This is a genomic window from Gymnodinialimonas sp. (genome assembly GCF_059726805.1).
The window spans coordinates 1,051,234-1,074,400 of sequence record NZ_AP041059.1; the positions used below are offsets into that span (position 1 = coordinate 1,051,234).

The following is a 23,167-nucleotide window of genomic DNA, read 5'->3' on the forward strand; positions in this document are numbered from 1 at the left end:
CATGGGATCTACCGAAAACACGCGCGATCTGAGCACTGATTTGATGGAAGATCTGCCGTTCCTGCGCCGCTATGCGCGGGCGCTGACAGGGGCGCAAGACACGGGTGACCGTTATGCCATGGCCACGCTAGAGGCGATTGTTGCCGACCCGTCCAGCGTTGCGGATGATCCGACGTCGAAGATCGGCCTGTTTCGGATATTCCACGGTATTTGGTCCAGCTCGGGCGCGCCCAGTGCAGAGGATGGTGAGACGACCGATCTTTTGGAGGAACGCGCCCAAAGGCGGCTTGCGAAACTGACCGCCAACACGCGCGAGGCGCTTTTGTTGCACACGGTTGAGGGCTTCGGGTTTGAGGCCATCGCTCGGATCATGGACGCCTCACAGGCAGAGGCGGAAGAGCTGGTATCGCGCGCCATGGCCGAGATGGGCGATATGGTTGCCGGTGACGTTCTGATCATTGAGGATGAGGGCATCATCGCGATGGATCTGAAATCCATCGTCACCGACATGGGCCACACCGTCACCGACGTGGCACGCACCCGCGACGACGCGATTGCCAAAGGCAAAGCGAAGGTGCCCGATCTGATCCTCGCGGACATTCAACTGGCAGACAAATCCTCCGGTATTGACGCTGTGAATGCGTTGTTGGCAGATCTCGGGGACCGTCCCGTTATCTTCATCACCGCCTTCCCCGAGCGGCTTTTGACGGGCGAGCGTCCGGAACCTGCGTTCCTGATCACCAAACCATATTCCGAGGATCAGGTTCGCGCAGCCGTCAGCCAAGCCATGTTCTTCGCCACGACCGAACGCATGGGCGTGGACGCTTAAATTCCCCGCTGCTCATCATAAAAAAAGCCCCGGCCAATTGGTCGGGGCTTTTTTGTTTGTGGGTACCGTCCATCAATCGGCGGCGATGGCGCGTAACATCCAGGCGGCTTCCTCGTGGAACGCGCTGCGCTCGGTTGCCAAATCTTCCGTCACCGGGTCCTTGTGGCTTCCCGACAATTCGACCAGAGCATGCAGGCGATGGGCCAGCTTCTCGTGATCGCTTGCGAGATCTTCCATCATCTCCCGGGCGGATGGCATCTTGTCCAAATCCTCAACCCGCGAGCGCTTCATGATGTCGTTCATGCGCATCGGAGCCAGCTCGCCGAGGGCGCGGATACGCTCGGCCAGCTCGTCGGCGGCGGCAAACATGTTCTCGTAATGCTCGTCCGTCAGCTTGTGGATCGAGTAGAACGCAGGGCCGGTCACGTTCCAGTGGTAGGCGTGCGTTTTGAACGTCATGCGGTAGGTATCGGCCAGAACATCGGCAAGCCCTTCGGCAACGGCGACCTTGTCGCGCACGCCCGTGGAAACGGCGTCGGCTTTAGGGATGACTTTCAATGTGTCAGACATAATGGTCTCCTTTCTCTCCCCCACACAACCCGCCAAAGACACCAAGGTTCCGCAGATTTTTCGTGGAACCATAAGCGCTTCGTGCGCGTTTCCTGCGGAAGCAAAGGACACTACGATGCGCGAAGAGATGGCCGTTCGCGAGGCAACCCGCCTCAGTTCCAAACTGATCTACGAGGTGATCCGCCGCGACGGCGAGGAAGAGTTGGAGCGCCCGACGCGCTCACTGATCTGGTCCGGGGTCGCCGCAGGCATCCTGATCTCCTTCTCGGTTTTGGGGGAAGCGATTTTTCGAACCTACCTGCCGGACGCACCCTGGCGTTTCCTGGTAGAAAACCTCGGGTACAGCTTCGGGTTCCTCCTCGTGATCCTCGGCCGAATGCAGTTGTTCACCGAGAACACGATCACCACCATTCTGCCGCTTGTTGCGGAACGGTCCGGCACCTGTCTGGCCGCCGTTGCCCGGCTCTGGAGCATTGTTCTGGTGGCCAACATCATCGGTGGGTTTATCGCGGCGGCCTTCATGACCCAGACCAGTGGAATTGCGCCGGAACTTCTTGCAACCATCAATGATCTGTCGCACCACGCGACCGGTTTCGCGGCCTCCGAAGGCTTTCTGCGCGCCATCCCCGCCGGCATACTTGTCGCCTCTATCGTCTGGATGATGCCGGGGCAGAATGGCGGCGAAGTTCTGCTGATCGTGATCTTCACCTGGCTGATCGCGGCAGGCGATTTCACGCATATCATCGCAGGCTCGGTCGAGATGTGGGTCTTGGTCCTGCAAGGCGAACTCACGGCTCAACCGGCGGTGTTCGGCTTCTTCCTCCCGGTTTTGGCGGGCAACATTGTAGGCGGTACGCTGGTCTTCGCGCTGCTCGCGTGGGGACAAGTCAAAGCCGAGGTTGAAGAGGAAGAATAAGACGGCCGCTGAAGGAACGAGAAGCGGCGGCGGGCGTTAGACTTTTGAACCAGAAGGAGAAGACACATGTCCGCACCGGATACCAACCTTGACCGTCAAGCCCGCAGGCACAAACCATCGCTGTGGGGCATTGCCATGGCCGTTGGGGCAGCTGCCCTGTTCGCCATCACCGCGCTGCTTGTGGAGGGCGTTCCTGCCGACGAACAGGCGGCAGGAATCCCGGAAGCAAGCGCCACAACGCAATAGGCAATGCATGAAAAAAGGGCTGCCCCGAGATGTCGGAGCAGCCCTTCTTCACGTCTTCGCGGTGCCGGTCAGATCAACGGGCGTCGCGCGGGGCGGTCAATCTCGATCATCGCAAGCTCTTCCATCTTCTCGCGATCGTGGAGACCCAGTTTTCCGTCCTCAAGCGACAAGATCTGTTTGTCCCGCAGTTTCATCAACGTCTTGTTGGTATGGACGAGCGACAACCCCAACGCATCTGCCAGATCCTGCTGGCGAAACGGGAACGGGCAATGGTCGCCGTTGGTCAGCCCAAGGTCATCACACCGCGCGTAGAAGCGCAGCAATCCCCAACACATCCGCTCCATCGCGCTCATCTGGCCGACCGAGGCCAAGGCCTCCCCCAGAAAATGTTCGTCCATCGCGGATAGCCAGGTGAGGTCAAACGCCCGTTCGGGCTCGGATTTAAACAGGTTCCACAGCTCTGCCCGGTCAAAGACACACAGCACCATTGGTGTGGTCGCCTCTACCGAATGCTTCATCTCACCCATGACACCGGCCTGCAGGCCCAGAAATGCGCCGGGCAACGCGAAGTTCACAACCTGCCTTCGCCCGTTCGGCAAAAGCTTGTAGCGCAGGCCCATGCCTTTCAGAACGGTGAACAATTGCGGGCTATTGGAGCCTTCCATCAAAAGGGTCGTACCGGGATCGACCTTCAACTCGCCCACCTTGAAGCGGCGCATGAAGGTAATCTCGTCCCCGTTAAGCGTATCGTAGACATCCCGTTTACGAAGCGGGCAATTTGCACAATCAGTAACCATGTCTCTTTTCGTCGTTGCTATGTCCTAGTTTAATGCACGACACGTGAAATCGTTCCAAATGGCGCGATGGAGATTTGCCCCACCACACCCGACGAATTGCGCGATCCACCTTCGGGGCAGGCGAACGCGCCCTGCATCATCATCCACTCCAACGTGTTGGTGGCTGAGGATCTGCGCGACATTCTGATGAATGCGGGCGCCCAGAACGTGGTGGTGTACACTGATTTTGCGGACGTCACCGAAGATCGGGCCACGGTGGTCTTTGCCTCGGGCGGTCTTGAACGCACGCTGAGCGCACCGCAGTTCGACGCGTGGGCCCTGAACGGCACCCCGGTTGTGTTGCTCGACGACGGACATAGATCCGAAGCCGCGTCGCAGCATGGTCTGCACCTTCTCAATGAGCCCTTCCGGACCGAGGACGTTATCGCCCTGTTAACCGATTTGCGGGTTTTCTGAGATATTATTGGAACCGATTGCCGGAACAGGGGTTGTGGGTGTGTAACTGATAAGGAGACACGCCATGCTACGCTGGGCCGTCACATTTCTAGTCATTGCGCTGATCGCCGCGCTCTTCGGTTTCGGAGGGATCGCTGGTGCATCCGCAGGGATCGCACAGATCCTGTTCTTCGTGTTCATCGTCCTGTTCGTCATTTCGCTGTTGGCGCGGGCCGTAAGTGGCCGAAGCTGACGCCGTCTGCACCGCGCGGTGCGCTAAAAGGGGTGAACGGTCTGACCTCGTGACCGTTCACCCCTTTTCTTTATCCAATTGAATTTATTTGTAAAAAAACTCGGAACCCTCTGCGCGCCCGGCCGTTGAACGGACAGAAGCAAAGGAGATTGAGATATGAGAACCGGAACCATTTTCGCCGTCGCCATCGCTGCAATCGTCGCTGTTGTCGGCATCTACATGGTCGACATCGACCAGACCGAACAAGGCGCGTTGCCCGACGTGAGCGTTGAAGGCGGCAACCTGCCGGAATTCGAAGCCGAGGTCGGCTCGGTCGAAATCATCGAAGAGACCGTGACCGTACCGGGCATCGAAATCACCCCGCCCGAGAACGACGAAATCGCATCTAACTGACGCGACATTGCATCAAGCCACAGCCACACACCAAGGAGAGACGCTATGAACCGCGACCAAATCGAAGGCAAATGGACCGAAATCAAAGGCAAGCTCCGCGAAAGCTACGGAGACCTCACCGACGACGACCTGGAAGCCGCCAAGGGCGATCGGGAACAGATCGAAGGCGTCCTGCAGCAAAAGCTGGGCCAGTCGAAAGCCGAGGTGCGTGAGACGGTCGACAAGCTGCTGAGCAGCATCTGACAGTGCCAAGCCGTCAAAAGATTAAGGGTCCTCCTCGCGAGGGCCTTTTTTGCGTGCACGTTTGCAAGGGGATGGTTGCACAGAGGGCATGTTTACCTTCGGATCCGGGCACTTTGGTGTTGATCCGTGAAGGTAGTCCGTTAGCTGGCATCAATTACCCTTCATATCGGACGAAGAGCACTGGCTGAGAAAAGAGAGACGCCCGAAGTTACAGTGTCGAGGATCTTGGCAAGTCGGGTCTCTGCGCGGCCAAAGCCCGACAATTGCTAAAGCGGGGCGTCAGATCGACGTAAGTAAAGACCAAGCTTCCCTGAAACATGGCTAAGCGGCCGGCGATGAGTCTTCGAGTGGCCTCGGACACCGCGCGGGCAAGCCCCGCGCTAGGTTCATGTGACGCCCAAACGCGCCGCACCGAGCACCGCTCTTTTGGTCGAAGGCTTCGGCGAGATATATGACCCAAGGCCACTTAGCAGCCCGTCCCACTATCCCAATGGAATGAACTTGCAGTGCTGATGTGATGGGACATTTGGAACCCGACGTATGACCTGCCGTGTCAGGTGATAAGGCAATCTGGTCTCCCTTCATGCTGTTGCAAGGTTGCTCTATTCACATCACGAGTGCGGACTTCGCCGCAGCGACGATGGCTAACACTGCCGACGGCAAGCAGGTCATTGAATGGCTGGAAGAAGGTGAAAGCGAAGACGCCGTGATGGCAGCGAATGCCTCCTTTGACTCTCCGAACTGCAGCAAAGAGATCTCCAACGGGATGCCCGCAATGGGCCGCACTCGATCAGTCAGGGGACTGTCCCCGTCCGATACTGCGCCGTCGCCCAGGTCCCCCTAGAACCCACTGTACCCGCGCTTTACATCGCTGCGAGCCGTGCCTTGACGCGATCCGATAGCCACTTGCAATGATTGTTGGAGGCGGTAATTCTCCATCATGGTGGAACACGATGACAATATCTTAAACACGCTTCCCTCCCGGCTTAAGGACGCCCGCAAAGCCAAGGGCTTGTCGCTGGACGCTATTTCGAACCTCAGCGGCGTATCCCGTTCGATGATAAGCCAGATCGAGCGTGGCGAAAGCAGCCCTACAATTGCGACGCTCTGGAACCTTACCAAAGCCTTGAATGTTGATTTCGCGGGGCTGCTTGATGGAGCGGACACTGGCGACAAGATAGATATTCTGAAGGCCGCCGAAGTCCCGACCATTGATAACATGGGAGAAGGGTGCCGTATCGCGATCCTTTCGCCGCCGGAAGAGGCTGGTGGGCACGAGGTCTACGACATCTCCTTTGAGGCGTCGGGGGTGCTGGCCAGCCAACCGCATACACACGGCTCAATTGAGCAATTGACGGTTCTTGAGGGCCGTGTGCGGATCAAGTCCGGCTCTGCCCATTCGGAGGCGAATGCGGGCGATACTGCACGTTATGCAGCTGACGTGACCCATGAGATCGCGGCCATTGACGGACCCGCCCGCATTTTCCTCATAGTTAAGGCCTCCCCATGACGACTTAACGGACGCGCATTCGCTATAATGAAATTCATGATTGCGGAATGATTTCCGTTATGACAGATATGGGGTGCTCAAGGAGTCACCTCATGCCCAACACGTTTCTTACCGACATTTCGCAAACCCTGACCGACATTGAAGGCGAAGGCCTTTACAAACGGGAACGGCACATCACGTCACCGCAGTCTGGCACTGTGCGCGTACAGGACCGGGATCTGATCAATCTTTGCGCCAACAATTACCTAGGACTTGCGGACCATCCCGCCCTCATTAACGCGGCGAAAACGGCGATGGAGACCCAAGGGCTTGGTATGGCGAGCGTCCGTTTCATTTGCGGGACGCAAGTTGGGCACCGGGCCTTGGAGCAAAGGCTTGCGAGCTTCTTGGGCAAGGACGACAGCATCCTGTTTGCAGCCTGTTTTGACGCCAATGGCGGGTTGTTTGAACCGCTGCTGGGGCCCGACGATGCCATCATTTCTGACAGTCTAAACCATGCGTCGATCATCGACGGCATTCGGTTGTGTAAGGCGAAACGGTATCGCTACGCCAACAACGATATGACCGACCTTGAGGCGAAGCTGAAAGAGGCAAAAGCAAGCGGCGCGCGTCATGTGATGATTGCGACAGACGGTGTGTTTTCGATGGATGGCACTTTGGCCAATTTGGTGGCTGTCCGTAGTTTGGCAGATGCTTACGGCGCGGTTGTCATGGTCGATGATTGCCATGCAACCGGCTTCATGGGGCCGCGCGGGGCGGGCACGCCGGATCATTTCGGCGTCGATGTTGATATTCTGACGGGTACTTTGGGCAAGGCGCTTGGAGGTGCCATCGGTGGATATATCGCAGGGCCGCAACCTGTGATTGACTTGCTGCGGCAACGCGCGCGTCCCTACCTGTTCTCGAACTCTCTGCCGCCAGCGATCGTTGCTGCGGGCCTGGAGGCCATCTCACTGGTAGAAAATGGCCCGGACCTGCGCAAACAGCTGTTTGAAAATGCTGCATACTGGCGGGCCGGATTGACCAAACTCGGGTTTGACCTGCTGCCGGGGGAACACCCGATTGTTCCAATCATGCTCGGCGAGGCGCAATTGGCCCAAGACATGGCCGCGCGGCTGTTCGACGAAGGTGTCTTTGTTTCAGGGTTCTTCTTTCCGGTAGTGCCACATGGTCAGGCCCGCATTCGCACGCAGATGAATGCCGACCTTACGAAGGCCGATTTGGATTGTGCGCTCGCCACCTTTGGAACGGTCGGGCGTGAATTGGGGGTGATCCAATGACACCGAACACAATGAAAGCGCTGGCCAAAACGAAGCCGGAAGTAGGGCTGTGGCAGATAGATGCGCCCGTCCCGGAAATTGGACCCAACGACGTTCTGATCCGTGTCCGGACAACAGGGATTTGTGGCACGGACATTCATATTTGGAACTGGGATGAATGGGCGAAGGCAACGGTACCAGTACCCATAATCACGGGCCACGAGTTCGCCGGTGATATCGTCGACATGGGCCGCAATGTGACCGGCCTGACCCTCGGTCAACGGTGTTCGGGCGAAGGACATCTTGTCGAAACCGACAGCCGCCAATCCCGCTCTGGCAAGTTCCACCTTGATCCCGGGACGCGCGGCATCGGAGTGAATGAACAAGGCGCATTTGCGCAATACCTCAGGCTTCCTGCCTTTAACGTGGTGCCTTTGCCCGACGATATCCCCGATGAGATTGGCGCGATCCTCGATCCACTTGGAAACGCCGTGCATACAGCTCTCAGCTTCGATCTACTGGGTGAAGACGTGTTAATCACAGGGGCCGGGCCCATCGGCATCATGGCCGCCGCCGTGGCGCGACACGCGGGCGCGCGGAACGTTGTCGTAACGGATATCAACGCGGATCGACTGGCGCTGGCGGAATACGTCGTGCCATGCCTGCGCGCGGTGAATGTGGCCGATGAAGATTTGAACGACGTCGTCCATGAGCTTGGCTTGCGGGAAGGTTTCGACGTCGGGCTGGAAATGTCTGGCAGCCAAGCTGCCCTGGACCAAATGGTCGAAGCTCTCGTGATGGGCGGTAAGATCGCGCTTTTGGGCATCCCGCCGGGGCAGTCCCCCGTTGACTGGAGCCGCATCGTGTTCAAGGCGATCACCATCAAAGGCGTCTACGGACGCGAGATGTTTGAAACCTGGTACAAAATGATCGCCATGCTTCAAAACGGCCTCGACGTTTCTCGTGTCATTACCCATCGCTTCGATGTGAGAGACTTTGAAATGGGTTTTGCCGAAATGAAGTCGGGGCGTTCTGGGAAAGTCGTTTTGGATTGGACGTCGAGCCAAAGCGGCTGTTGAAGGCCAGCGGCTGGAGGTAAGCTTCGTCCCGCATTTCGGATCCCGAAGCTCTTTCAGATTTCGCGATCGCCGCGAACGGAGGCTTTGACGGGCTGCGCTGCAGCATCGAAGGAATGAGCTGAACGGCAGCTTTGGGCCGCAAGCGCCAGTTGGACTGGGCGGATCGAAGGTCCGGAAAGTCCCGCATAACTGCCACTTAAACCTTGGTCCGCGCAACCGGGGCGGACCAGAGGCAAAATGGGAGATATTCGTCAGGTGGCGAACAAAAGTGAGTGAGTCTCATATCGCTCGCGCACGTTCGGTATAGCCAAAGGGTCGCCTCATAGCTGTTTCGATTGGCGCTCTTTTTCGTCAGCAAGTTCTGAAATGCGATGCTTAATCCAACGCCATCTTTGTCGCTCTGCGTGCCAAGCGAGCCCAAAGGCAGTTCCTCCGGCTATCGCCCCCGCCTGGGCTACGGTCCACCCTGCCGCGGGTTCCAATACCGCAATCATGGTTGCCCGTACCGCTCCAAACCCCAATGCAACGCGTGAGTTATCGGGTTTTTCTCAGATTTGGGAATTCCAAGCAGAGCGGCCTCTTTGGTAGCTTGATCGTAGTAGTCAGTCGGGTTTACCTAAGTTTGTGGTGTATGCGATTTGGAGCCGACCTGCACAGTCCTAGGCTGACTAATATAGCGGGCACGACGGTTTCGGGCTTCGACGCGCTCAAGCTGGCTCAGGGCTAGTTCGAGCGACTCTATTTGTGAGGCCATGAACTCAGACTTGCCGTTTGTATTTCGTTCCGTCGCGTCCAACAGTTGTAAAGCGATGGGCGTCAAAAACGTTCGATCTATCGAGTTAAGGCGGCCATCGAAGTCTGAACTAAGCTTCAAAAAAAATTCTTCCAAACCTCACGCGGGCAAACGTGGAGTATGAACCGAGTCGCCCAATTTTTGCCCCCGCCCCCCCCTGCGACAGACCGCCCCCCCTATTTGGAGTGGGGATCTAGTTTCCGCATGGAGCCGGGGCAGTGTTGGCCACCTAGGCAGCACTGGGTCAGGACGGCTGCGGGCTCTACGCGTCATCGCCAACCAGCCAATCGGGGCTCTGGCCAGATGCTCGTGTGTAACGGAGGAAGGCTGCTGTTGACGCTCCATCGGTATCGAGGAACGGGCGCGGCGCTAAAGAGTTCGTGCTTGCCTCAAATTGAGACAGGCGAGTCTCAATCAGTTTCAGGTCAATCTCTATGGTGTTATCCGTCTGCTGTGTGACCACCTCGCAAAAGCGGGGCAGAGAAACATGGGCAGAAGGTCGCACCGGCAATGTGATGTGGGTGGGAGTGTGGGTTGCTTGAAAAGACAATCCGTTTTTCCGTTTTGCATCAACAGCTTGCGGTAAATATTTGGCTGGGGTGGTAGGATTCGAACCTACGATACACGGTACCAAAAACCGATGCCTTACCGCTTGGCTACACCCCAACTGTGTCGGAGGGGATACGACGCGCGACGGCAGGGATCAAGACCTCGTTTGCGTTTTTCCCTTCCGGTTTTCCGCTATTCTTGCGGGGCTTCCCGGCGCAGCAGGTCGTCGTCCGGCAGGGCCTCTCTCTCGGTGTCGATGATCTCCTGCAAGGCGGCCGCCTCGTCAGTGCCAACGTCCTGCACCTCCACCTGGGCGGCAGGCGCTGTCGCGGCGGCGGGGGCGGTTTGCAACGCCCCGGGCAGCTCGGTTCCCAACAGCCTATAGGTGGGTTCCGGCAGGGTGATCCCTGCCTCCTCCAGCCGCGCCTTGACCACGCGGATGGCCTCGCCCTTGGCCATGCCGATGCCCGTCTCGTGCTGCTGGATCCACCCGGCCGCCGTGATGTCGATAGTCGAGGCCCCCAACCCCTCCACCCAAACACCAGGCCCCGGCGTCTCCAAAAGGAACGGCAGTTCCTTCAACGCCGCCAGGGTGATCCGCTGCGCCTCGGCGATGTCAGCGGCAGGGTCGACACCCACAAGGAACGTGAACCGCCGCTCATCGTTGCGCGTGTAATTGGTGATCTTCGACTTGAAGACCGTCGCGTTGGGAATGCGAATGTGGTTGCCGTCCAGGCTCAACAGGATCGTGGCGCGGCTCGTCAGGCGGATCACATGGCCCAGATCCCCCTCGATCTCCACCAGGTCCTTGGGCCTAAACGGCTGCCGGATCGACAGCATGATCGACGAAATAAAGTTCTCCACCGTGTCGCGCACCGCAAAACCAATCGCCAGGCCGACGATCCCCGCCGCCCCCAGGATCGTCCCCAGAAGCGCCGTCGCGTTCAGAAGATCCAGCGCCAGCACGACGCCCAACACCACGAAAACCAGCCGCACGATCTGGCGGTAAATGTCGGCAATGAACGCGTTGGGCGCGATGCGATCCCAAGGCCAGGACCGGCGCGCCAGCCAGAAGCCGAACAGCCACATCAGCACGCCCGCGGTCAGCGCCACCAGGATCAGCGGCGAAAACGCAATCGCCTGCACCGCACGTTCCCGCATCCGCTCAATCGCGGGGTTCAGCCGCTCCACCACATCGGTGCTTTCCGCGACCGTGTTCTCGATCGCGACAACGCCTTCAACGCGCGCCACCAATTCGTTCAGCGCGGTGATCCGGCCCGCATCCACTACCGTGCCGCGCAGCGTCACGATGCCGTTGGACACCGTCGCGCGCACATCGTCATAGCCCTCCAACTGGCCCAGGATGTCCATGATCCGGTCGCGCGTCGCAAAATCCTGCGCCCGGTCGCTTTCCACCGCAATCGTGCCATCGGGCTGCCCGCCCTCGGTCTGCGCCACGACAGGCCCGCACAGGGCAACTGCGAGGAGCGCAGCGAGGAGGGGTTGAAAAAACCGCCCCCTCATAGGCGCACCGGGTGCGCTTTCGCGACGGCGTCCAGCGCCATCAACGTCGCCAGAACCCCGGCCATATCCTCCAGGCGGATCATGTTGGGCCCGTCAGAGGGCGCGTTGTCCGGGTCCTCGTGGGTCTCCAGAAACACCCCCGCCACGCCCACGGCCACTGCCGCGCGGGCCAAGACGGGCGCGAATTCCCGCTGCCCGCCCGAGGATCGGCCAAGCCCGCCAGGTTGTGCCACAGCGTGCGTGGCGTCCATGATCACCGGGTAGCCGGTCTTGGCCATTTCCGGCAGGGACCGCATGTCGGCCACCAGCGCATTGTACCCAAACGACACGCCGCGCTCCGTGAGCAACAACCGCTCGTTGCCCGTGCTCGCCACCTTCTGGGCCACATTCGCCATGTCCCAGGGCGCCAGAAACTGGCCCTTCTTCACGTTGATCGCGGCGCCAGTTTCGCCCGCCGCCAACAGCAGGTCGGTCTGGCGGCAGAGGAACGCGGGGATTTGCAGGACATCGACAGCCTCGGCCACCGGCGCGCAATGCTCGGGCGCGTGGACGTCGGTCAGCACCGGGCAGCCGAATTCCTCGCGGACGTGCGCCAATATCTCCAGCCCCGCTGCCATGCCAAGCCCCCGCTTGCCGCCCAAAGACGTGCGGTTGGCCTTGTCATAGCTGCCTTTGAAGATGAATTGCGCGCCCGCGTCGGCGCAGACCTGCGCCATGTGCCCCGCGATCATGCGCGCATGATCCAGGCTCTCCAACTGGCACGGCCCCGCGATCACCAGCAAGGGCGCGGTGTTCGCGACGCTTAGGTCCCCAATCTCAACCGTCTTCATCACGCACACTCCCCGGGGCCAAAGCCCCGAGGTGGCGCAAGGATCAGGAGCTTACCTGTTCCCGCAAGATCGAGGCGGTCATCGATATCAGAAGGTAGATGCCAGAAAAGACGACAAGTGCAAGCAGCGTCTTCTCAAACGCCTTCGGATAGGCCGCCTCGTCCGGGGCAATCGGGAACACGCCCATGGAGATGTAAAGCGATTGGCGGTTGGCCTCGGACCGCGCCGATTCCATGCCCTGCATCGCCTCGGTCAGCATCAACTGCCGGGTTTCCAGGTCCGCCTGGGCGATCACCAGTTCCGATTGGATCCGCGCCAGCGAGACCTCTCCGTCGCCCTCATTGGTCAGGGACGACCGCAGGTCCGAGATCAATTGCTCATACCGCGCGATGGTTTCCTCGGCGACTTGCACGCGCGTGGGGTTGGGCCGGGGCGAGGCCTGGATTTCCGCCAACCGCAGGCGCTGTTCCACCAGTTGCATCTCGAAGGTGGCGATCTGGTTGAAGACCTGGTTCACCTCGGCCTCCGCTGACAGAACCCCGCGTTGTTCCTGCAACTCCAGCACCCGCATCTGCGCGGCAAGGGATCGTTCTTCGGCCTCCTGAAACGCCTCCCGCGCGCCGGCCATCTGGTCTTCCTCCAGCCGGGACGACATCTGGTCCACGCGCTCTTCGGCATAGGTGATCAGCGCTTCCGAGAAGGCTTGCGACGTCGCGGAATCGGCTGCCAGAACCTCCATCCGGATCAGGCCCTCGGTCGGATCATAGCCGATGGTGAGGTTGCGCAGGTAGGTCTTGTACATCTGCTCATCCGTGGCGTCGGGTGCCAATCGGACCAGCGGATCAATGTCGTCGCCCGAGAAATGCTCCCGAAAGCCCAGTTCCTCATCCAGCCGCAGCATCGCCTCGCGGCTTTCCAGGTAGCTTTGCACCGTGATCGACTCCTGCACGGTGGCAAAGCTGGTGCCCCCCAGAAGTCCCCCAAGCCCACTGCTCCCGGCCGAGGCTTCGGCCTTCTGGATCACGAACTCGGTGTTGGTGGCATAAAGCGGCGTGGCGACGGCGTAATAGTAATAGCTGACCAGCATCGTGGGCAGCAGCACGAACAGCGCCAGGCGGGTGGCCAGTTGGATCAGCTTGCGACGGCGCCGGTTGGCGATGTCGCGCTGCACGTTCATGATTTCAGTGGCGCGCGATTCCGCGGTATGGGCCACGCCCGCCGGGGGCGGCGGGGCGGCGGCTTGGGTGGCGGGCACCTGGGCCGTGGCGGCGCGCACGGGCAATGTGTTTCCCGCGCCTGCGGCCCCAACGGCCGCGGCAGCAGCACCGGGAGGGGCGGTGGCGTCCTTGTTCTCGTTGACGACCAGCTCCAGCATGTTGGATTGGCCAAACGGGTCCAGCCCGCGTTTGCGCAACTGGCGCACCGCGTCAAAGTCTGACGCCGGGGACAGCCCGTGTTTCTGTGCGGCGCGGCGCGCCATGCGCAGCTGCCTGCCGGTCAGCCCTTCGGACCGGATCGCGGCCAGCTCTGCCTCTACGGAAGTCTCGCCCCCAGCAGGCGCACTGGCCTGCGCGCGATCTGCGGCGGCAGAGCCCGGCAGGGCCATATCGCCAAACCCATCCTCCGAGACATTGGGCAGGCTGGTGTCTTCGACCTCCGGTCCCCGCGCCTGCCTGGGTCCAGGGGGCACAGCGGCAGGGGCCGCCGAGGCCGCCGCGCGCGCCTCCACCGCCTGCGCACCGCGCGTTTCACCGGTGGGCGCCACGCCGTCACTGCGGCGGATGCGGAACTTCCTAGCCTTGGGTTTCATAGTCATAAAGCTGCTTTGCCTCTTCCAGCGTGTCGAACTGATACAGTTTGCCATCCCTCAGAACAGCGGCGCGACGCGCAAATTTCTCTAGCGTTGTGGCCTGGTGCGACACGATGATCACCGTCGCGTTTTTCAGCCGCTCTGCCAGGATCCCGCCCGCGCGCCGGTTGAACTCGGCGTCTGTGGAACTCGGCATCCCTTCGTCAATCAGATAGATATCAAATTCCAGCGCCAAAAGGAGCGAGAAGTTGAACCGGGACCGCATCCCGGCAGAATAGGTCCCCACGGGCATGTCGAAGTATTCCTCGATCCCGCAGACCCAGCGGCAGAACGCCTCCACATAATCGGGGTCCAACCCGTAAAGCTGCGCAATATAGCGCGCGTTTTCCATCGCCGAGAGCTTGGTGATGATCCCGCCCATGAACCCCAGCGGAAACGAGATCCGCGCATTGCGCGTCACAATGCCCTCATCGGGCTTTTCCAGCCCGCACATCATCTTGATCAGGGTGGTCTTGCCGGTGCCGTTGGGCGCCAGAATGCCCATCGAGTACCCGATGTCCACGCGGAACGAGGCCCGGTCCAGGATCACCTTGCGGCGCTCCCCGGTCCAAAAGCTCTTCGATACTCCCGAAAACTCCAACATCTCTTACGCCGCCCAAAATTGCCTGCCAGCGCACCCCGTCTTACACGCGAGATGTCACCATATTGGAAACATACTATCCCATTGGGGCAGTATTATGTCCATTTTCCTTGTCAGTCACAGGGAATTTTCGATCAAATGGCGCAACTTCCGGTCAGACCGCCGTGAAGCGCCTGCCTAAATCTGCTGCTTTTGCACTTTCGTCACCCGTCCGGTGATCACCGCGATCAGGGCCGCCGCAAATGACAATAGCGCGCCCATCCGCGCGGCATCCTGGATCGGGCCCGGCTCGAACGCGACCGAGGTCACGAAAAGCGACACGGTAAAGCCGATCGCCGCCACGATCCCGATCACCAAAAGATCTACCATCCGCATTCCCAGGGGCAGGCCCAGGCCTAGGGGCCGCGCCGCGATCCAGCCGAAGACGAAGATACCCAAAGGCTTGCCGATCAACAGGCCCGCCAGCACCAGCCAGGTGGCCTCTCCCATGGCCGAAAACGCGACGCCCGCGTTCATCAGGCCAAACAACCCCAACGTGATCGCCACAGGGAATTTCAGCGCCCGCCCCATGGTGTTGAGCAGATCGTGCAAATGCACCTCCGCCGCCGAGAAGATGCCGAAGGCGCGGTCTGCGTGGGGGATCGTCAGCACGATGGGCAACAGGCCCAGGGCCGGGTGCAACCCCGCCTCCTGAAAACCATACCAACAGGCGCAGCCCGCAAGCGCATAGGGCCAGAACGACAGTTTGCGCCGCACCCAGCTGGAGCGGCGGCGCAATTGATCGCCCCGGTCCAGGTAGCGCGGCAGCCAATTGGCCAGCACAAAGACCGCCACGGCGGCGCCCGCCGACAGCAACAGCCAGGACGGCGTCATCGCGGCCTCCGGGTAGAACACCGCCAGGATCAACAGGCCCGCCGCGTCATCGGCAATCGCCAGCAAAAGCAGGAACCGCACCGCCGGGTGCCCCGCGCCAAACACGATCCGCCCCACAACATAGGAAAACGCGATATCCGTGGCCGTGGGGATCGCCCATCCATTGGCGAGCGCGTCATAGGTGGAAGAGCCCAGAAAATACGCAAGGCCCAGGTAGACGGCGATGGGCCCCAGGATGCCCCCCAAGGTGGCAATCAGCGGCGTCGCGGCCTTCTTGCCCCGCAACGCGCCATTTTTCAGGATCACCGCCTCCCACACCTCTTTCGCGGCAATCGCGAAGAACAGGGCCATCAGAACGTCATTCACCAGATACTGCAGGGTCAGATCGCGCACCGCGCCCCCGGATCCATCGGCCACCAGCACGCCAATCGGCGCGTCCTGCCAGATCATGAACTCGGTGAAATACTGGTAGCTCTCGGCATCGACATTGGCCCAGACCACGGCAACAACCGCGCCCAGGACCAGAAGCACGGAATACCCGGTGATGAAATTCCAGACCGGATACATGGAAGCTCTCCCTTTGCCGTCCACCGGGTGATTACCCAATGGGCGGCAGGGCGTCCATGCCTCAGGCGATCACGCTCCAGACACTACCGGCAATGATCGCCCCTGCAAGGGCCAGGCCCAGGTACGCGACGAACACACGCGGCTTGACCAGCGCCCAGACCGCAACCGCGGCGGGGATCGAGCTGACGCCCCCGGCAATCATGAAGGACATGCCCGCGCCGGGGTTCATCCCCTGCTCGATCAGGCCGTTGACCAGGGGCACGGCGGCATAGCCGTTCAGATAGGCAGGCGCGCCGACAAGGGCACCGATGATGATCGGCCAAATCCCGTCGCCGCCGACAACCGTGGCGATCAGTGAGGCCGGCACATAGGCAATCAGCAGCGATTGCAGCAGATAGGCCAGCATCAACCACTTGGCGAGGAACACGAAGTTTTCCCAGGCGGCCTGCGCAAACAGGCTCCGACGCTCGGCCTCTTGCCAGAAGCGCCAGTTCAACGTGGCTTTCTTGGCCGAGCAGCAGCCCTTCGCGGCGGGCTTCTCGCGCAACGGGTCCGCGAAGACGGCGGATCTGGAGAACGCCATGACGGTGGCCCCGCCAAAGATGCCCAGGGCAATCGCCGCCACGGTCTTGGCGACAGCAAACTCAAAGCTGATCCCGCCCGAGGTGATGGCAAACATCGCCGGGTCCATCAACGGCGAGGCCAACCAGAACGCCATGACCGCGCTCAAGGGCGCACCTGCGGCCAGAAGGGCCGCGACGAAGGGGATCACTTCGCAGGAACAAAATGGCGACAAGCCGCCTGCCAGGGCGCCCACGACAATCATTCGCGCCTCGCGTCCGGCAAAGGCGCCGTCCAGCAGGCGCTCGGACCCGGTGGCTTTCATCACGCCGATGGCGGCAACGGCAAAGAGGATGAAGGGCAAGGTGCTGCTGAAGTGGTCCCAGGTTTCCGCCAGCGTGGGCGGCACCGCACTGCGATCAAAGAAGGCCAGGACGGCAAGGATCAGCACGAAGGTCAGGGCGACCTTGTCGACGCGCTGCCACAGTTGCGGGATCACACCCGGGGTCGGGGCAGGGGGCGGGGAAAGGGTTTGGTCAGCCATTTTAGTCTCCGGGGGCGCGGGCGTTTTCGCCGCTATTGCCGTTCTCGGCGGCATCGGCGCAGCATTCGGCCAGCAGGAAGCTGGACAGGTCTTCGATCATCGGGTGATTGACGTAGGACAGGATCCGCCGCCCCTCGCGTTTCTGGATCACCAGCCCCGCCGTCACCAATGGGCGCAGGTGATGGGTCAGGACCGATCCGGTCAGCCCAACGCGCTCACCCAAATCGCCCATCGCCAGCCCGCTCGGGCCCGCGCGCACCAGCGCCAGCACGATTGACAGGCGATGGGGCGAGCCGATGGCCGCAAAGGCGCTTGCGACGATGGGCACCTCTTCCTCCAGGGTCTGAGGCTCGTCGTAGTAGGTGTCGATGGGGGTGGGCTGTGCGTTCATGATGTTTCTATGTTTATAGAAATAACGAAATTGATGCAAGCCCTTTATTTCTTGGGTTTGCGGCGTATCTTGCGGGGCATGAGCACCCTGCGCAAGCTTGAGCAAGACCTTTCCGCCTGCCGGATCTGCGCCGACAGATTCGCCGCGACGGTGACCGGCCACATGCCCCGCCCGGTCACCTGGTTCGCCCCCGGCGCCCGCCTTTTGATCGCGGGCCAAGCCCCCGGCGCGAAGGTCCACGCCTCGGGCCAGCCCTTCACCGATCCCTCCGGCGACCGCCTGCGCGATTGGATGGGCGTGGACGGCGCGACCTTCTACGACCGCTCCCGCGTCGCGATCTTGCCGATGGCCTTCTGTTTTCCCGGCTACGATGCCAAGGGCTCGGATCTGCCGCCCCCCAAAATCTGCGCCCAGACCTGGCGCGCGCGGCTGATCGAGGCCCTGGGCGACGTCCGCCTGACCCTTCTGGTGGGCGGCTACGCCCAGGCCTGGCACCTGGGCGGCAAATCTACGGTCACAGACCGTGTCGCGGCCTGGCGCGACCATGCGCCCGCCGTCTTCCCCTTGCCTCACCCCTCCTGGCGCAATACCGCGTGGCTGAAACGAAACCCGTGGTTCGAGGAGGCACTTCTGCCCGTCCTGCGCGCCCGCGTGGCAGAGGTATTGGAAACGTGACCCCCCTGGACGAAGCCTTCACGGCGATGGAAAACGCCCCCGACGACGCGCAGGTTCGCCTGGCCTGGTTCGACCGCCTCGCAGCGTCTGAGATGTTTCTGCTGCTGGAGGGGGAGGCCGAGGGCGACCGGATCAAGCCCAAGATCTTCTCCGTCGATGGCGCGGATCTCGTGGTGGCCTTCGACCGCGAAGAACGCCTCGCCGCCTTCGCCGGTGACGTCGCGCCCTTCGTGGGCATGTCGGGCCGGGTGATGGCGGGGATGCTGTCGGATGCGGGGTTGGGTCTGGCGGTCAACCTGGGCACCGAGTTTGAAACGGTGCTGGAGCGTGAGGCCATCGGCTGGCTCTCCGGCACCCTCAGCCAGGCGCCCGAAACGGTCGAAGACCGCCCCGATGAAGTGCTGCCCCCCGACGGTCTGCCCGAGACGCTGCTGACCGCGCTCGACGCGCGCCTGGCGACAACCCACGGCCGCGCCTCGCTCGCCTATCTTTTGGCCACGCGTTTTGACGATGGCCGTCGCGGGCATCTTCTGGCTTTCGTCGAGGCGATGGATGGCACCGAGAGCGCGCTGGCGCAGCTGGTGGGCGACGCGCTGAGTTTCTCGGGCCTGGAGGCGGGGAGCCTCGATGTGGGATTTTTCCGCGCGTCCGACCCGATGTGCGCCACTTTTGCCAAGGTGGGGTTGCGGTTCGATCTGCCCCAGCTTGCCGATCCGATGGCGCCCGTGGCGCCGGGCAGTGACCCCGACAAGCCGCCGCGTTTGCGGTGAGGTCATGACTGAGGGGCCAGCCCCTCAGACACCCCGGGATATTTGAAGAACGGGGAAATAGGGGCTCTAGTAGCCCAAGGCCCGGTCGACGAGGTGGAGGAAGGGCGCGCCTGTCTCGCCGCGCCGGATGTTCTCGGCGATGACTTGCGAGGCCGTGTCGGGACGGGTTTCCGAGGCAATGTGCGGTGTCACGGTGACGCTTTTGTGGGCCCAGAAGGGGTGATCTTTGGGCAGGGGTTCCTGCCGGAAGACATCCAGGGTGGCGTGGGCGATGTGGCCCGTATCGAGCGCTTCGAGAAGCGCGTCGTCGTCGATCAGGGGGCCGCGACCGGGATTGATGATCACAGCACCTTTGGGGAGGTGCGCGAGGCTGCGCGCGTTCAGGATGTTTTCGGTGGCGGGCGTGTCGGGCAGCAGCAGGATCACGATCTGCGCGGTGGCGAGCGCATGGGGCAAGCCGTCTGTGCCATGGAACGTTTCAACGCCCGCAATCTCTTTGGCCGAGCGGGACCAGCCCGCCACCGGGAAACCGAGCCCTGTCAGCGCTAGGGCCACGGCCTCGCCCAAGGCGCCGAGGCCCAGGACCGTGATGCCGCGATGGCGCGCGAGCGGTGGCACCGCGCCGTTGCGCCAGATGCCGTCCTGGCCATGGATGTGGGCGTCCATGCCGAGGTGGTGGCGCATCGTGTGGCCGACGCACCATTCCACCATGCCTTCCGTCAGGCCCGCGTCCACCATGCGCGCGAGCGGGGCCTTGAGCGTTTCGTTATGTGTCACCTCCTCCACACCCGCCCAGAGGTTCAGGACCGCTTTCAGGCTTGTGTAGGGGGTGAAATCCTGCACGTCGGAATTGGGCGCGTAGACGATGTAGTCGACGTCGGCTGGATTGGCCTGGGTCGTGAGGCCCGCGTCGCTGACCCCTGCCTGGGCCAAGGCGCGGCGCAGGTGCGGCTCGTAGGTGACCCACCGCTCGGATTTGGCGGCGAAAAGGATCGTGGGGGCTGTCATGGGGGCTACCTAGCTCTGTGGACGTGGGCCGATTGCACCAGACCGAAGGCGGCCATCAGGACCAACATGGCCGACCCGCCGTAGCTGACCAGGGGCAAGGGCACGCCGACGACCGGGGCCAGGCCCATGACCATTGCCATGTTCAGTGCAAAGTAGAGGAAGAAGGTGACCGCCACGCCCATCACCAGAAGCGACGCGTAGCGGTCGCGAGCCATCATCGCGGTGGCGATGCAGAACACCAGGATCAACACGTAGAGCAGCAGCAGCGACGCCCCGCCGACAAAGCCGAATTCCTCGGCCAGGGTGGGGAAGATGAAGTCGGTGTGGCTTTCGGGCAGGAAGTCGCCCTGGATCTGGGTGCCCTGCATGAAGCCGCGCCCGGTCCAGCCGCCCGAGCCGAGGGCGATCTGGGACTGGGTGATGTGATAGCCGTCGCCAAGGGGGTCGGAGGACGGGTCGAGGAAGGTATCGATCCGCCCATATTGGTAGTCTGCCAGCAACTGCCACCCCGTGCCGCGGCTGACGAACACGGCGCTGATCGCGCCGATGCCCAGGCCGATAACGGACATGAAATAAAGCCAATGGGTGCCGGCCATGAACATGACCGCGCCGCCGCCCATGAGGATCAGGAGCGAGGTGCCGAGGTCTGGCTGGATGAAGGTCAGCCCCACGGGCAGGGCGATGATCAGGAGCGGAATGGCGACAAAGATCGGGTTGGATACCTTGCCCAGATCAAGCCAGTCGTAATAGGCCGCCAACATCATCACGACGGTGATTTTCGCCATCTCGGAGGGTTGCAACCGCATGAAACCCAGGTCGATCCAGCGCTGTGCGCCACCGCCGGTGGCGCCGAAAAACTCCACCCACAACAGCAGGATGATCGCCACGATATAGGCCAGCACCGACATGTTGCGCCAGAACCAGATCGGTACCATGGCGACGATCAGCATCAGCACGAAGCCCATGGCGAACCGCTGCATCTGGGTCTCGGCCCAGGGGCTGAAGGAACCGCCTGCCACCGAGTAGAGCATCAAGAACCCGACGGCGGCCACGGCGCAGATTAGCATCGCGAGCGCCCAGTTCAGCTGCAGGATCTTGCGCCACCCGGTGGGGGTGGATTTGACGTGGTATTCGAGAAAACTCATGCGCGCCGAGGCTCCCGGCCGGAAGGGACGGGGGGGGATTCGAGGATCGGCAGGCTTTCGTGCAGCCGTTGCATGTCGCGGCGCTGGCTGACGGGATAAAGCTCGGGCGGGGGCACGTCGCCCAGTTGGGCGCGCAAGAGCACGTCGCGGCCAATGGGCGCCGCCGCGACAGAGCCGCCGCCGCCATGTTCCACGATCACCGACACGGCGTAGCGCGGATTATCGTAGGGCGCGAAGCCGACAAAGAGCGCGTGGTCGCGCCGTTCCCAGGGTAGATCCGCGTTGCTGATCACGCCCGCCGCCCGTTCGGCGGCGGTGATGTTGCGCACCTGGCTGGTGCCGGTCTTACCCGCGATGGTGAACTCATCGCCCATGACGCGGCTGCGATAGGCGGTGCCGCGCGAATGGTTGTTGACCCGCCACATGCCATTGTGGATCAGCGCCAGATGGTCCGGATTGACGCCAAGATCAGGCGCGTCGCCGCGCCGTTGCGGCACGCCGTTGATCGACCGCACAAGCGATGGCTCCAGCGCCTTGCCCGAGGCAAGACGCGCGGTCATCACGGCGAGATGCAGGGGAGAGGAGAGCACGAAACCCTGCCCGATGGAGGCGTTCAGCGTGTCGCCGACGACCCAGTCCTGCTCGAACCGACGGCGCTTCCAGTCCATCGTGGGCGCAAGGCCCTGGGCGATGCTGGACAGGGGCAGATCGTGGCGCACGCCGCAGCCGAGGCGGATCGCCATGGCGGAGATATTCTCGATCCCGACCCTTTGGGCCAGCTCGTAATAATAGACGTCGCAGGATTGGCTGATGCTTTCGGCCAGGTTCATCCGCCCGTGCCCGCCCCGCCGCCAGCAGTGGAAGCGGCGGTTGCCGATCTCCATGTGGCCGGGGCAATTTACCGTCTCTTCCGGCGTGATGAAGCCGCCTTCGAGGGCGGCGAGGGCCACGACCATCTTGTAGGTCGATCCCGGCGGGTAGAGGCCCTGGGTCGATTTGTTGGCAAGCGGTCGGTAGGGGTCGTTCAGCAAGCCGTTGTAGATCGTGGACGACAAGGGCCGGGTGAAGATCGATGGGTCGTAGGTGGGGGCCGAGGCAAGCGCCAGGATCTCGCCGGTTTCGCAGTCCATTACCACCGCGCCCGCGCTTTCGCCCGTCAGCCGCGCCTCGACGTAGTTCTGCAGGCCCGCGTCGACGGTCAGCTGCACGTCGTCGCCCGCGATGGCGGGGTCGCGGTCCAGCTCGCGCATCACGCGGCCATTGGCGTTGACTTCGACCCGCTTGGTGCCGGCACGACCGCGCAGGTTATCCTCCAACCCTTCCTCGACGTTGAGAAGGCCGACTTGAAAGTCGGGGATGCTGAGGACCGGGTCACTATCGCCGGTGCGTTCGCGGTAGTTCTCGGGCACGTTGCGCACGTAGCCCACGACATGGGCGAAATCCGCGCCCATGGGATAGGCGCGCGACAGTCCGACCTCTGGGTTCACGCCGGGCAGGGCAGGGGCGTTGACGGCGACCGAGGACATTTCCTCCCAACTCATGCGGTCGGCGATGGTCACGGGCACCCAGGGGCGGACGGCAAAGATCTCTTCCCTGGTCCGCTCCAGCGCTGCCATGTCCAGCGTCACGATCTGGCTGAGGCGTTCCAGCACCGCGTCGACGTCGTCGGCATCTTCGCGCACGAAGGTGATCCGGTAGACCGGCTCATTGCCCGCCAGCAGCACGCCACCGCGGTCAAAGATCAGCCCGCGCTCGGGCGGGATCACGCGGATGGAGATGCGGTTGTCTTCGGCCAGCAGCCGGAAGTCATCGGCGCGTTCCACCTGCAGATACCGCATCCGCCCGGCCAATACCGCTGCCGTGCCCCCGAAGAGACCCCCGACAATCAGAGAGCGCCGCCCGATCTGGCGGGCGCTGTCTTCAATCTCTTTGGCGTTGCGTTTCATGGGCGGGGTGC

Annotated in this window: 24 protein-coding genes and 1 tRNA gene; 12 read left to right on the top strand and 13 right to left on the bottom strand. The window is 61.9% G+C overall.

All coding sequences use genetic code 11. The annotated features are described in order from the left end of the window. The first annotated feature begins 1 nt into the window (after nucleotide 1). Nucleotides 2-829 carry a response regulator gene (locus AC6I9R_RS05175; protein ID WP_461427759.1) on the top strand — a complete coding sequence of 276 codons (828 nt, stop codon included), beginning with the start codon at nucleotides 2-4 and terminating at the stop codon, nucleotides 827-829. 72 nt (nucleotides 830-901) lie between these two features. Here AC6I9R_RS05175 and AC6I9R_RS05180 read toward each other — a convergent pair whose 3' ends face one another. After that, a complete protein-coding gene (locus AC6I9R_RS05180; RefSeq protein ID WP_461427760.1) occupies nucleotides 902-1,399 on the bottom strand; it encodes a Dps family protein in 498 nt (165 codons plus the stop codon). Between the two features lie 115 nt (nucleotides 1,400-1,514). Between AC6I9R_RS05180 and AC6I9R_RS05185 the strand changes: the two genes are divergently transcribed. Continuing rightward, complete coding sequence (locus AC6I9R_RS05185) at nucleotides 1,515-2,315, top strand: formate/nitrite transporter family protein (RefSeq protein ID WP_461427761.1); 801 nt, start codon at nucleotides 1,515-1,517, stop codon at nucleotides 2,313-2,315. A gap of 66 nt (nucleotides 2,316-2,381) precedes the next feature. Beyond that, nucleotides 2,382-2,561: a hypothetical protein gene (locus AC6I9R_RS05190; protein ID WP_461427762.1), complete on the top strand. Its 180-nt coding sequence runs from the start codon at nucleotides 2,382-2,384 to the stop codon at nucleotides 2,559-2,561. A gap of 68 nt (nucleotides 2,562-2,629) precedes the next feature. Here AC6I9R_RS05190 and AC6I9R_RS05195 read toward each other — a convergent pair whose 3' ends face one another. Continuing rightward, nucleotides 2,630-3,358, bottom strand: coding sequence for a Crp/Fnr family transcriptional regulator (locus AC6I9R_RS05195; RefSeq protein ID WP_461427763.1), 729 nt, complete (start codon nucleotides 3,356-3,358; stop codon nucleotides 2,630-2,632). A 96-nt stretch (nucleotides 3,359-3,454) separates the two neighbouring features. Here AC6I9R_RS05195 and AC6I9R_RS05200 point away from each other — a divergent pair, with 96 nt between their 5' ends. The 7 genes from AC6I9R_RS05200 to tdh all read left to right on the top strand — a co-directional run bounded on the left by AC6I9R_RS05200 (nucleotide 3,455) and on the right by tdh (nucleotide 8,530). Beyond that, complete coding sequence (locus AC6I9R_RS05200) at nucleotides 3,455-3,814, top strand: hypothetical protein (RefSeq protein WP_497863068.1); 360 nt, start codon at nucleotides 3,455-3,457, stop codon at nucleotides 3,812-3,814. Nucleotides 3,815-3,878: 64 nt separating this feature from the next. After that, a complete protein-coding gene (locus tag AC6I9R_RS05205) occupies nucleotides 3,879-4,046 on the top strand; it encodes a DUF1328 domain-containing protein (protein WP_461427765.1) in 168 nt (55 codons plus the stop codon). Nucleotides 4,047-4,202: 156 nt separating this feature from the next. After that, nucleotides 4,203-4,439, top strand: a complete 237-nt coding sequence (locus AC6I9R_RS05210; RefSeq protein ID WP_461427766.1) for a hypothetical protein — start codon at nucleotides 4,203-4,205, stop codon at nucleotides 4,437-4,439. Nucleotides 4,440-4,484: 45 nt separating this feature from the next. Further along, nucleotides 4,485-4,682, top strand: coding sequence for a CsbD family protein (locus AC6I9R_RS05215; protein ID WP_461427767.1), 198 nt, complete (start codon nucleotides 4,485-4,487; stop codon nucleotides 4,680-4,682). Nucleotides 4,683-5,622: 940 nt separating this feature from the next. Continuing rightward, nucleotides 5,623-6,192 (top strand): helix-turn-helix domain-containing protein, encoded by a 570-nt coding sequence (locus tag AC6I9R_RS05220; protein WP_461427768.1) that lies wholly within the window; start codon nucleotides 5,623-5,625, stop codon nucleotides 6,190-6,192. A gap of 92 nt (nucleotides 6,193-6,284) precedes the next feature. After that, on the top strand, nucleotides 6,285-7,472 hold the full coding sequence (locus AC6I9R_RS05225) for a glycine C-acetyltransferase (protein WP_461427769.1): 1,188 nt from the start codon (nucleotides 6,285-6,287) through the stop codon (nucleotides 7,470-7,472). An 11-nt stretch (nucleotides 7,473-7,483) separates the two neighbouring features. Then, a complete protein-coding gene (gene tdh, locus AC6I9R_RS05230) occupies nucleotides 7,484-8,530 on the top strand; it encodes an L-threonine 3-dehydrogenase (RefSeq protein ID WP_461427770.1) in 1,047 nt (348 codons plus the stop codon). A 1,384-nt stretch (nucleotides 8,531-9,914) separates the two neighbouring features. Here the strand turns inward: tdh and AC6I9R_RS05235 are convergent. The 8 genes from AC6I9R_RS05235 to AC6I9R_RS05270 form a co-directional block, all read right to left on the bottom strand. Further along, nucleotides 9,915-9,989 (bottom strand) — tRNA-Gln (locus AC6I9R_RS05235). Nucleotides 9,990-10,064: 75 nt separating this feature from the next. Further along, on the bottom strand, nucleotides 10,065-11,330 hold the full coding sequence (locus AC6I9R_RS05240; RefSeq protein WP_461427771.1) for a mechanosensitive ion channel domain-containing protein: 1,266 nt from the start codon (nucleotides 11,328-11,330) through the stop codon (nucleotides 10,065-10,067). A gap of 62 nt (nucleotides 11,331-11,392) precedes the next feature. Next, nucleotides 11,393-12,226 (bottom strand): 3-deoxy-8-phosphooctulonate synthase, encoded by an 834-nt coding sequence (gene kdsA / locus AC6I9R_RS05245; protein WP_461427772.1) that lies wholly within the window; start codon nucleotides 12,224-12,226, stop codon nucleotides 11,393-11,395. A 43-nt stretch (nucleotides 12,227-12,269) separates the two neighbouring features. Then, nucleotides 12,270-14,036, bottom strand: a complete 1,767-nt coding sequence (locus AC6I9R_RS05250) for a KpsE/RkpR family capsule polysaccharide export protein (RefSeq protein ID WP_461427773.1) — start codon at nucleotides 14,034-14,036, stop codon at nucleotides 12,270-12,272. Continuing rightward, nucleotides 14,020-14,679: an ABC transporter ATP-binding protein gene (locus tag AC6I9R_RS05255; RefSeq protein WP_461427774.1), complete on the bottom strand. Its 660-nt coding sequence runs from the start codon at nucleotides 14,677-14,679 to the stop codon at nucleotides 14,020-14,022. Before AC6I9R_RS05255 ends, AC6I9R_RS05250 begins: the two co-directional genes overlap by 17 nt. A 174-nt stretch (nucleotides 14,680-14,853) precedes the next feature. Next, nucleotides 14,854-16,116 (bottom strand): Na+/H+ antiporter NhaA, encoded by a 1,263-nt coding sequence (locus AC6I9R_RS05260; RefSeq protein WP_461427775.1) that lies wholly within the window; start codon nucleotides 16,114-16,116, stop codon nucleotides 14,854-14,856. 61 nt (nucleotides 16,117-16,177) lie between these two features. Further along, nucleotides 16,178-17,221: a permease gene (locus tag AC6I9R_RS05265; RefSeq protein ID WP_461427776.1), complete on the bottom strand. Its 1,044-nt coding sequence runs from the start codon at nucleotides 17,219-17,221 to the stop codon at nucleotides 16,178-16,180. Between the two features lies 1 nt (nucleotide 17,222). Beyond that, nucleotides 17,223-17,612 carry an ArsR/SmtB family transcription factor gene (locus tag AC6I9R_RS05270; RefSeq protein ID WP_461427777.1) on the bottom strand — a complete coding sequence of 130 codons (390 nt, stop codon included), beginning with the start codon at nucleotides 17,610-17,612 and terminating at the stop codon, nucleotides 17,223-17,225. Between the two features lie 78 nt (nucleotides 17,613-17,690). Between AC6I9R_RS05270 and AC6I9R_RS05275 the strand changes: the two genes are divergently transcribed. Both AC6I9R_RS05275 and AC6I9R_RS05280 read left to right on the top strand, forming a co-directional pair. After that, on the top strand, nucleotides 17,691-18,287 hold the full coding sequence (locus tag AC6I9R_RS05275; RefSeq protein WP_461427778.1) for a uracil-DNA glycosylase family protein: 597 nt from the start codon (nucleotides 17,691-17,693) through the stop codon (nucleotides 18,285-18,287). After that, the gene (locus AC6I9R_RS05280) at nucleotides 18,275-19,057 is read left to right on the top strand and encodes an SseB family protein (protein WP_461427825.1); all 783 of its coding nucleotides are present in this window, start codon (nucleotides 18,275-18,277) and stop codon (nucleotides 19,055-19,057) included. Before AC6I9R_RS05275 ends, AC6I9R_RS05280 begins: the two co-directional genes overlap by 13 nt. Nucleotides 19,058-19,123: 66 nt before the next feature. On the opposite strand, the gene AC6I9R_RS05285 is transcribed toward AC6I9R_RS05280, so the two are convergent. From AC6I9R_RS05285 to mrdA, 3 genes are read right to left on the bottom strand one after another with little or no spacing between them, the layout of a single operon-like run. Then, nucleotides 19,124-20,065: a 2-hydroxyacid dehydrogenase gene (locus AC6I9R_RS05285; protein WP_461427779.1), complete on the bottom strand. Its 942-nt coding sequence runs from the start codon at nucleotides 20,063-20,065 to the stop codon at nucleotides 19,124-19,126. Between the two features lie 5 nt (nucleotides 20,066-20,070). Continuing rightward, nucleotides 20,071-21,210 (bottom strand): rod shape-determining protein RodA, encoded by a 1,140-nt coding sequence (gene rodA, locus AC6I9R_RS05290; RefSeq protein WP_461427780.1) that lies wholly within the window; start codon nucleotides 21,208-21,210, stop codon nucleotides 20,071-20,073. After that, on the bottom strand, nucleotides 21,207-23,156 hold the full coding sequence (gene mrdA / locus AC6I9R_RS05295) for a penicillin-binding protein 2 (protein ID WP_461427781.1): 1,950 nt from the start codon (nucleotides 23,154-23,156) through the stop codon (nucleotides 21,207-21,209). Before mrdA ends, rodA begins: the two co-directional genes overlap by 4 nt. Nucleotides 23,157-23,167 lie beyond the last annotated feature (11 nt).

What these genes read in the sequence shown, in the direction of transcription:
- AC6I9R_RS05175 (WP_461427759.1), top strand. Translation starts at nt 2, where the DNA reads ATGGGATCTACCGAAAACACGCGCGATCTGAGCACTGATTTGATGGAA.
- AC6I9R_RS05180 (WP_461427760.1), bottom strand. Translation starts at nt 1,399, where the DNA reads ATGTCTGACACATTGAAAGTCATCCCTAAAGCCGACGCCGTTTCCACG.
- AC6I9R_RS05185 (WP_461427761.1), top strand. Translation starts at nt 1,515, where the DNA reads ATGCGCGAAGAGATGGCCGTTCGCGAGGCAACCCGCCTCAGTTCCAAA.
- AC6I9R_RS05190 (WP_461427762.1), top strand. Translation starts at nt 2,382, where the DNA reads ATGTCCGCACCGGATACCAACCTTGACCGTCAAGCCCGCAGGCACAAA.
- AC6I9R_RS05195 (WP_461427763.1), bottom strand. Translation starts at nt 3,358, where the DNA reads ATGGTTACTGATTGTGCAAATTGCCCGCTTCGTAAACGGGATGTCTAC.
- AC6I9R_RS05205 (WP_461427765.1), top strand. Translation starts at nt 3,879, where the DNA reads ATGCTACGCTGGGCCGTCACATTTCTAGTCATTGCGCTGATCGCCGCG.
- AC6I9R_RS05210 (WP_461427766.1), top strand. Translation starts at nt 4,203, where the DNA reads ATGAGAACCGGAACCATTTTCGCCGTCGCCATCGCTGCAATCGTCGCT.
- AC6I9R_RS05215 (WP_461427767.1), top strand. Translation starts at nt 4,485, where the DNA reads ATGAACCGCGACCAAATCGAAGGCAAATGGACCGAAATCAAAGGCAAG.
- AC6I9R_RS05220 (WP_461427768.1), top strand. Translation starts at nt 5,623, where the DNA reads ATGGTGGAACACGATGACAATATCTTAAACACGCTTCCCTCCCGGCTT.
- AC6I9R_RS05225 (WP_461427769.1), top strand. Translation starts at nt 6,285, where the DNA reads ATGCCCAACACGTTTCTTACCGACATTTCGCAAACCCTGACCGACATT.
- tdh (WP_461427770.1), top strand. Translation starts at nt 7,484, where the DNA reads ATGAAAGCGCTGGCCAAAACGAAGCCGGAAGTAGGGCTGTGGCAGATA.
- kdsA (WP_461427772.1), bottom strand. Translation starts at nt 12,226, where the DNA reads ATGAAGACGGTTGAGATTGGGGACCTAAGCGTCGCGAACACCGCGCCC.
- AC6I9R_RS05250 (WP_461427773.1), bottom strand. Translation starts at nt 14,036, where the DNA reads ATGAAACCCAAGGCTAGGAAGTTCCGCATCCGCCGCAGTGACGGCGTG.
- AC6I9R_RS05255 (WP_461427774.1), bottom strand. Translation starts at nt 14,679, where the DNA reads ATGTTGGAGTTTTCGGGAGTATCGAAGAGCTTTTGGACCGGGGAGCGC.
- AC6I9R_RS05260 (WP_461427775.1), bottom strand. Translation starts at nt 16,116, where the DNA reads ATGTATCCGGTCTGGAATTTCATCACCGGGTATTCCGTGCTTCTGGTC.
- AC6I9R_RS05265 (WP_461427776.1), bottom strand. Translation starts at nt 17,221, where the DNA reads ATGGCTGACCAAACCCTTTCCCCGCCCCCTGCCCCGACCCCGGGTGTG.
- AC6I9R_RS05270 (WP_461427777.1), bottom strand. Translation starts at nt 17,612, where the DNA reads ATGAACGCACAGCCCACCCCCATCGACACCTACTACGACGAGCCTCAG.
- AC6I9R_RS05275 (WP_461427778.1), top strand. Translation starts at nt 17,691, where the DNA reads ATGAGCACCCTGCGCAAGCTTGAGCAAGACCTTTCCGCCTGCCGGATC.
- AC6I9R_RS05285 (WP_461427779.1), bottom strand. Translation starts at nt 20,065, where the DNA reads ATGACAGCCCCCACGATCCTTTTCGCCGCCAAATCCGAGCGGTGGGTC.
- rodA (WP_461427780.1), bottom strand. Translation starts at nt 21,210, where the DNA reads ATGAGTTTTCTCGAATACCACGTCAAATCCACCCCCACCGGGTGGCGC.
- mrdA (WP_461427781.1), bottom strand. Translation starts at nt 23,156, where the DNA reads ATGAAACGCAACGCCAAAGAGATTGAAGACAGCGCCCGCCAGATCGGG.